Origin of the sequence: Pseudanabaena sp. 'Roaring Creek', assembly GCF_001402795.1 — a bacterium.
Taxonomy (GTDB): domain Bacteria; phylum Cyanobacteriota; class Cyanobacteriia; order Pseudanabaenales; family Pseudanabaenaceae; genus Pseudanabaena.
The window spans coordinates 1-8,379 of the sequence record NZ_LIRE01000052.1 but is presented as its reverse complement, the minus strand read 5'-3'; the positions used below and the strand labels follow the sequence as shown (position 1 = coordinate 8,379).

4 protein-coding genes are annotated in these 8,379 nt (G+C 44.4%); 3 read left to right on the top strand and 1 reads right to left on the bottom strand.

Annotation, left to right across the window (positions count from 1 at the left end):
* Positions 1 to 150: 150 nt before the first annotated feature.
* The gene (gene lpxA / locus AC805_RS01730) at positions 151 to 1,041 is read left to right on the top strand and encodes an acyl-ACP--UDP-N-acetylglucosamine O-acyltransferase (RefSeq protein ID WP_055073820.1); all 891 of its coding nucleotides are present in this window, start codon (positions 151 to 153) and stop codon (positions 1,039 to 1,041) included.
* 56 nt (positions 1,042 to 1,097) lie between these two features.
* Here the strand turns inward: lpxA and AC805_RS01725 are convergent, their stop codons facing one another.
* Positions 1,098 to 4,859, bottom strand: coding sequence for a response regulator (locus AC805_RS01725; protein ID WP_055073819.1), 3,762 nt, complete (start codon positions 4,857 to 4,859; stop codon positions 1,098 to 1,100).
* A gap of 536 nt (positions 4,860 to 5,395) precedes the next feature.
* On the opposite strand from AC805_RS01725, the gene AC805_RS01720 reads away from it, so the two are divergent.
* Positions 5,396 to 7,108, top strand: a complete 1,713-nt coding sequence (locus AC805_RS01720) for an ABC transporter ATP-binding protein (RefSeq protein WP_055073818.1) — start codon at positions 5,396 to 5,398, stop codon at positions 7,106 to 7,108.
* Positions 7,109 to 7,238: 130 nt separating this feature from the next.
* Positions 7,239 to 8,198 carry an Rpn family recombination-promoting nuclease/putative transposase gene (locus AC805_RS01715; RefSeq protein WP_055073817.1) on the top strand — a complete coding sequence of 320 codons (960 nt, stop codon included), beginning with the start codon at positions 7,239 to 7,241 and terminating at the stop codon, positions 8,196 to 8,198.
* Positions 8,199 to 8,379: the final 181 nt, after the last annotated feature.

Here is an 8,379-nt window from a genome sequence, read left to right as displayed (position 1 = left end):
TACCGCCCGCTACGCGGGCGGTATGCCCTCTGGCTTTGAGATTCCCAAAATGGCGTTGCCATTTTGGGAATTGGGATTATGCAGTTGGTGAGTGATTGCGATAAACTGTTGCTTGTTCTCTATTGCCCGAAGTTATAGATTCCTATTTCCATGCCAAATACCAAGCCAGATAACAAGCCAGATAACAAGCCAGATATTGAGCCAGATCCTAAACCAGATAGCAATATTACAATTCACCCAAGGGCGATCGTTCATCCCCATGCCAAGATTGGCGAGGGGACATCGATCGGGGCTGATGCTATTATTGACGAGTTTGTGGAGATCGGCGATCGCTGTGAGATCCGCGCTAGAGCAATTGTGACGGGACATACGAAAATTGGCAATGACAACCAAATTGGCTATGGGGCAATCGTGGGATCGGAGCCACAGGATACTTCCTACAAAGGTGCGATTAGTTTTGTAGAAATCGGCGATCGCAATATATTGCGGGAATATGTAACGGTAAATCGCGGCACAAAAGAAGGCTCGGCAACCAAAATCGGTAGCGATAATTTGTTATTTACAGGCGTACATATTGCCCATAACTGCGAGATCGGTAATCGCGTCATCATCGTCAACAATGTTTTACTCGCGGGCTATGTGGAAGTCCACGACCATGCCTTTATGGGAGGCGATTCGGTAGTACATCAATTTACGCGCATTGGCTCCTACGCTATGATTCGGGGACAAACTCGTCTGGGCATGGATGTCCCGCCCTACTGCATGGCGGTTGATACAAATATGGTCTTTGGGCTAAATCGCTTGGGCTTGCGCCGCAATGGATTTAACCACGAACGTCGCCGCGCCATTCTCTCAGCCTATGAAGTTATTTATAAGTCCAATCGCAATCGTTCCCAAGCGATCGAATTTTTAGAAACCGCACCCGAATTTATCGATAATCCCGATATTCAAATGTTCTGTAGGTTCATTAAAAATAGCCGTCGTGGTATTTGCAAACTCTATGAAAAAGGAGCAAGTCGCATTGAAGACGATCGCGAATAGCCTCAAACCCAAAGGATGAAGGTTGGTGCGAAGCACCAACCTTCATCCTTTGGGCATTAAGTTTGCTGAAAAATTTGCTGAATGGTGGTATGCAGTTTTTTTAGCTTGATCGGTTTAGACAGATATTCGTTCGCTCCTGCCTTCAGACATCTTTCGCGATCGACTTCCATTGCTAGGGCTGTGAGCGCAATGATTGGCGTTGCCGCAAATTTGGGATCGTTACGAATCAATCGAATTGCCTCTAGACCATCCATTTCTGGCATTTGAATATCCATGATGATAATGTCTGGGCAATGTTCTTGAGTCATGGCGACGGCTTCTTTGCCATTTTTAGCGATCGCAAGGCGGTATTTGAGCGCCAATAGGTAAGAACTAAAGGTTTGGATATTAGCTTCATTATCCTCCGCCAGTAACACTAGCGGCGCGATCGCATTTTCACGATTGGGATATTGTGGAAACGACGCATTTGTCAAGGATGCGGTCGCGTCCAAAGCATCGGACTGATAAATCTCATAGGGTAGCGCCACGGTAAAACAACTGCCCTTGCCAACTTCGCTCTCCACAAAGACCCGACCGCCATGCATCTCGGTAATCTGTTTAACTAGTGCAAGCCCTAACCCAGTACCTTCATAGCGGCGATTGAGGCTACTGCTGATCTGCACAAAGGGTTGAAAGATGCGAGTCAGATCGTGGGGAGAGATGCCAATTCCCGTATCCACAATTTGGAAGAGAATCATCGGCGCATTCATTTCTCTGACACTCTGGGGAATTGTCGCCGATCCCTGCCATCGCTCGTCCTGCCCAAAGGCAACGAGCAAACTAACCTTGCCTTCATTGGGAGTAAATTTAACTGCATTGGTGAGCAGATTGATTAGTACCTGTTTGATCCGTCGCTGCTCGACATTGATATTATGGATATTTTCAGGAATTTCACTAAAAACGCGAACTCCCTTATAGTGTGCCTGCTGTCTGATAAAGACAAGACTGGACTCACAGAGATTGCGAACTGACACTGGTTCGATATGGATTTCCATCATCCCCGATGAGATTTTTGATAGATCGAGAATGTCATTAATGAGGGAAAGGAGATGTTCGCCACTTGATGCGACCGTATTGATCGCCTTGACTTGCTTTTCGTTCATTAAACCAAAGACCTGCTCTCCCAAAGCTTCGGATAGTCCCAAAATAGAATTTAGCGGCGTGCGGAGTTCGTGGCTCATATTGGCAAGAAACTCGTCCTTCATTTTGGTGGCGCGCAGAAGTTCTTCATTGGCTTTGCGGATTTGTGCCTCGGTTTGCTTGCGAATCAATAGTTCGGTCTGAATCTGTTCGTATAGATGAGACTGTTGAATGGCGATCGCCACTTGATCGGCAATTTGTTCCAACAAGTCGATTTCCCATTCTTGCCATACATAGGGGCGATCGTTTTGGTACATGCCCAACAGCCCCCAGAGATTACCACTGACAAAGATGGGCGCGATCGCGTAAGCTCTGGCTTGAAACTGCTCCAGCAGCTCGATATGACAGGGCTGTAAACCCTCTTCATAAATATCCGTGACGATCATGTTTTCATAATTGGCAAATCGACCGCCTTGGGTCTCTTGGAGGTAAGTATCTTCCCAAACCTTATGCAAGTTATCGTCGACCAGTTTTACCCAGCCATCAGCAACAGATTCGACGATGAATTCGCCATTCCAATCGGATTGGAAACGATAAATGGCAGCCCGATCGAGATCGAGGGCTAGCCTCAACTCCTGTACGGCAATATTGAGAATATTAAGGACATTTAGGGGTTGGCGAATTGCTTGGATAATATGGAGGAGGACTTGTTTTTGCAAAGCCTGATGCTTCAAACGCAACTCGGCTTGTTTGCGATCGCTAATATCTTGTCTGATGCTCAAAGTACCGATCGGTTGATCGCTATCATCCTTGAGCACGGTCATTGCCATGGAAACAGGAAAGCGGGAACCATCTTTCCGAATATCGATCCATTCTTCGTCAATCAAGCCCTGCATCGCCATCGATATTAACGCCGTAAAGCCCGTACCCATATCTTGCCCTAAGACAGCGGTAGCCCTAGTCGCTTTCGCAAGTATTTCTTCGCGGTCGTGAAATATTTCAGGTGTAGCCCGACCAACTACTTCTTCCATACGGTAACCAAACATTTTCTCAGCACCAGCATTAAAAGTCTGGATAATGCCGTTCAAGTCCGTGGAAATAATGGCATAGTCAGTCCCATCGAGAATAGCGCGTTGTAATTTGTTAACCTGTGATAGCTCTTGCGTTCTCTCTTGAACCTTGATCTCTAGGGATTGGTTGAGTTGTTGCAGCACTTGCTCCGCTAGTTTGCGATCGCTAATATCCCGAATAATCCAGCAGAGCTGAAGCTCTTTATCCGCAGGATTAATATTTTTAGTAGCCGTAATTTCCGCAGGGAAAAGATTAGACTGAAAGGATTTCATCGTGATTTCCCAAGTCGTTTTCTCATAGTCTCGGGATACTAAATAACTGAGTTGACTATAGAAAAATTCTCTTTGGATAATAAAATCATCTAAAAAGCTGCCTAAAATATCACTGTAATGAATTTCCAACAGCTCTAAAACAACTTGATTTGCTTCGAGTATCTGTCCCGACTTATCGGTCACAAGGTAGCCATCGGGCGCAACGTCAAATAAATTCTGATAACGGATCTGGGCATACTCTCGCTGGCGGTGCTGGGAGATCAAGTCCTCCGTCGTAACCCGCAACTCCTCAATCGTACATTGCAACTCCTCACTGGTGACCTCTAGTAATTTATTGCGCTCCTCTAGCTCGACTTGCTGTCTTAAGAGTAGATCTTCAAATCGTTTGCGTTCTGCTAACTCATTTTGGACTTGTTGATAGGAGATCGCCTGTTGAATGGCAATCTCTAGATGGATGGACAACTGTTGTACTAATTGAATATCGGACTCTTCCCAAATCCTTGGAGCCCCACATTGGTGCACCACTAACAATCCCCATAAAGTTCGTTCTTTTAGTTTCGATAACAGAATTGGTACTACCAAATTTGCCCTTACTTGAAATCTTTCCAGCAATTGGATATGGCAATCGGTTAAATTTGCCGCATAAATATCACTAGCCGCGAAAATCTTTCCCTTGCAATAGTCACCACCGAGATTTTCCTGAAAGCAAGTATCGTCAATTCTCACCTCCAAGCTCGATCGCCAAGGGGTAACCACATCTTCCGCAACTACGACCCCGCCCATATCGGGTTGAAATTTATAGACAACTACCCGATCTGCTCCTAAAAATTGACGCACTTCTCGAACAATAGTATTGGAGATATCATCTAAATTTAGGAATTCGCGAACCCGCAGAGCAATTTCCGAAACCAATATCTGCTGTTTTTGCGATCGCTGCAACCGACGACTCAGGACAGTTTGCCTCAATACTTGTTTAATCACTATGACGAGAGATTTGGCAGTTAATTCCCCCTTGATCAAATAGTCAGATGCCCCCAACTTCATAGCTCTTACAGCCAGTTTTTCATCCCCCTGCCCTGTCAAAATGATCGCAGGAGTTTTTTCACCTGTCTCCTCTTGATGGATGATTTCGAGAAACTCCAAGCCATCCCCATCAGGGAGCCTGATATCAATGAGCATAATATCTGGCTTTTGCGATCGCCACAAATTGAGTCCTTCCTCTAGGCTTTCTGCTTCGATACAATTACAAAGAAGCTCTGGGTCTAATTGTAGATAGCGCAGATAAGTAGCACGATCGCTTTCAGAATCATCGACTATCAAAATATTTATAGCAGGCGGCGATATTTGATAAGTCATTCCAAGATTTCTATTTATTCCTTCTTTTATCCTTTCAACATATTACAACATTGCCCATTCTTTGGGTAAATAGTGTTAAGAGAAGGAGCTATATCCCTGATTCCCCTGAACTTTGGGAGAGAGAAATAAGATTTTACCGATTCTGAATAGGATGACTTAGTTATTTGTATTTAGGTGGTTTAGAACATAATTAAAAACCAAACCCTAAAGAGCATACTGCCCAATAATTAAGCGTTAAGCTCTTTAGGGTTTAACGCTTAATTATGCTTAGGAACTTGCTATTAATTAAAGTACCTGTGGCTTCGACTCCGCTCAACCTAAGTTAGATGAGCGGAGTCGAAGCTAGATAACTGAGTAGAATATTTTTTATCCGCAAAAGCTGCACCGCAGTTTTTAGACTGGGATTTTAATAATGCTGAGGTACTTAAAACACGATAAAGTGCGAAACTTATCCTTGGTGAATTGCAAATATTTGAGCTACGAGTTTGAAACAACGATCTTCAGGAAAATCTCCAAAGCCGTCTTCTTATTGGCAGATGAGGGATTACGTCTACCCACAGCGTTTTCTGATTGCTAAAGCATTTTTATGCACCCTAGTCTTTATCGGCACGATGCCCCTCCTTGCCGAGTTGCTCGGACGTGTCGCCCAAGCACTAGGGAAAGGAGATGTTAATGCGATTATCCAGATCGCTATTTTCACGGTAATTATGTTTGTATTTAGGGGATTGGGGCAGTACGGTCAGGATGCGATGATGGCGCAAGCCGCCCTCAATGCCGCGAGGGATTTGCGCGTGGATGTATATGCCCACTTGCAAACCCTCGATCTAGATTATTTTGCGGAATCACGCACGGGTGATTTATCCTATCGCTTAACTGAAGATGTCGATCGCATTGGCGAAGTTATTAGCAAGTTTTTTCATCAGTTCATCCCGTCAGTCCTGCAATTGATTTTTGTACTGGCGTATATGATCTATTTGAATTGGATTTTAACCCTCACGACCCTTGCCGTTGCTCCTTTAATTGCCATCTTAATCGCATGGTTTGGCGATCGTATGTTGAGCCTCAGTCGCCGCAGCCAAGATCAAGTTTCTAACCTCGCCGCCCTATTGTCGGAAATCTTTAGTGGAATTCGCCTCGTCCGCGCCTTTGCTACCGAGTCCTACGAAATTGACAGGTTTAAACAGGAATCCGAGCAAAATAGTCGTCGCAAATATGCCGCCGATCGCGTTAGAGCAATTCAATACCCCGTCGTTGGCTTTTTAGAAGCCGTAGGAATTTGCTTCCTGTTTTTATTAGGAGGTTGGTTAATTTCTAATAATTGGCTGAAGCCAGAACAGTTTGTTGCCTTTGGTGCGGGGGTCGCGCTCCTGATCGACCCAATTTCCAATACCACCAATAGTTACAACGAAATCAAACAAGCGGAAGCCTCCGTCGATCGCATTTTCGAGATTTTTAAAATTCACCCCGTCGTCACCGAAAAGCCCAATGCAATTGCTCTTCCTGAAATTACGGGCAAGGTTGAATATGTACAGGTGGGGTTCCATTACCAGAGCGATCGCCCCGTTCTTACCGATATCAATTTAGTCGCCAATCGGGGGGAAGCGATCGCCCTCGTCGGGGCTTCAGGCGCGGGTAAGTCCACGATGATGAATCTCTTAATGCGATTCCATGATGTGAGTTCGGGAAAGATTTTGATCGATGGCTACGACCTGCGCGATATCCAAATTAAGAGCTTGCGCCAACAGCTAGCCTTAGTTCCCCAAGAAAATATCCTCTTCTCAGGAACCGTTGCTTCTAATATTGCTTTTGGACAGAAGGATTACGATACCCAAGCCGTAGAAAATGCTGCCAGAATCGCCAATGCCCATAATTTCATTATGGAACTTCCCCAAGGTTACGACACATGGGTCGGCGAACGTGGCGTAAATTTATCTGGCGGTCAACGCCAACGCATTTCTATCGCTCGCGCCGTTCTCCATAATCCCAAAATCCTCATTCTCGATGAAGCAACATCAGCCCTTGATGCGGAGTCAGAGAGTCTCGTCCAAGAAGCCTTACAGCGGCTAATGCAAGGCAGAACGACTTTCATCATCGCGCACCGTTTGGCAACAATTAGAAATAGCGATCGCATTATCGTTTTAGAACAAGGTCACATCATCGAATCGGGAACCCATGACGAACTGCTGCAAAAGGCAGGGCGTTACGCTCAATTGCATTCACGTCAATTTGACATAGAGGTTTTCAAATGAGTGCATACCAATTTAAAAACCGCTATATCAATCACAGTAAGGCTTTTGGGTTTTCATTTTACCTAAGACAAAACGAAAACCGCTATACTATAAGCTAAAGGCTCTTCTTGTCATGCAATGCTAACTAGCTATGATCTTCATCAATCCTAAAATTGATTTTGCCTTCAAAAAAATCTTTGGCTCCGAAGATAGCAAAGATATTTTGATGAGTTTTCTCAACGCCCTGATTTACGAAGCACAGCCAGTAATTCAAGATTTAGAAATCCTCAATCCCTATCTTGCCCCAAAAATTCGAGGAGTGAAGGATACTTATCTCGATATCAAAGCCAAAATTAAGGATGTCGATAATAGCGATCGCACCGTAATTATCGAAATGCAAGTTTTAAATGTAGAGGGCTTTGAAAAGCGAATTTTATACAACGCTGCCAAGTCCTATTCTACTCAGCTAAACTCTGGACAAAGCTATAACTTGCTCAATCCAGTTATTGCCTTGACAATAACTGATTTTATGATGTTCTCGGAACTGGGCAACGTCATCTCAAGATTTATCCTCAAGGAAAAAGACTTTCTCATCGATTACCCGATTTATGACATCGAACTAATCTTTGTAGAATTACCAAAGTTTAAGAAGCAGTTATCAGAATTAGAAAATATTATTGATAAGTGGCTATTTTTTCTCAATCAAGCTAGATCGCTGTCTGAAGTTCCTGAGGTCATAGGCGCAGTTCCTGAAATCAAAAAAGCCTTTTACATCGCTAATCAAGCAAATCTTACCCTTGAGGAATTGGAGGATCAAGAAAAAAGTGAAATTTTTATCCAAGATCAGCGAGGTGCTGTGACTAAAGCTATACAACAGGGCTTGCAACAGGGCTTGCAGCAGGGCTTGCAGCAGGGCTTGCAGCAGGGCTTGCAACAGGGCTTGCAGCAGGGTTTGCAGCAGGGTTTGCAACAGGGCTTGCAGCAGGGCTTGCAGCAAAAATCAATGGAGATTGCGCGAAATATGTTGAATTTATGCGACGATCTCATGATTTCCCAAGCTACTGGTTTATCGCTGAAGGAGATAGAAGCTCTAAGGATGGCAAATTCTTAAATTTGGTTAGGTTGCTTTCCATCCAACAAAAATTCCTACAGCAATTCCCCATCAATCGAACCACAAAAAATTTGTTATAGCTGCCGTCACTTGATATAGGACAAATCAAACCCCAAGAATTTACTGTCGGTGCTTCGCACCGACAGTAAATTCTTGGGGTTTATGTCCTAGTACATTTGGC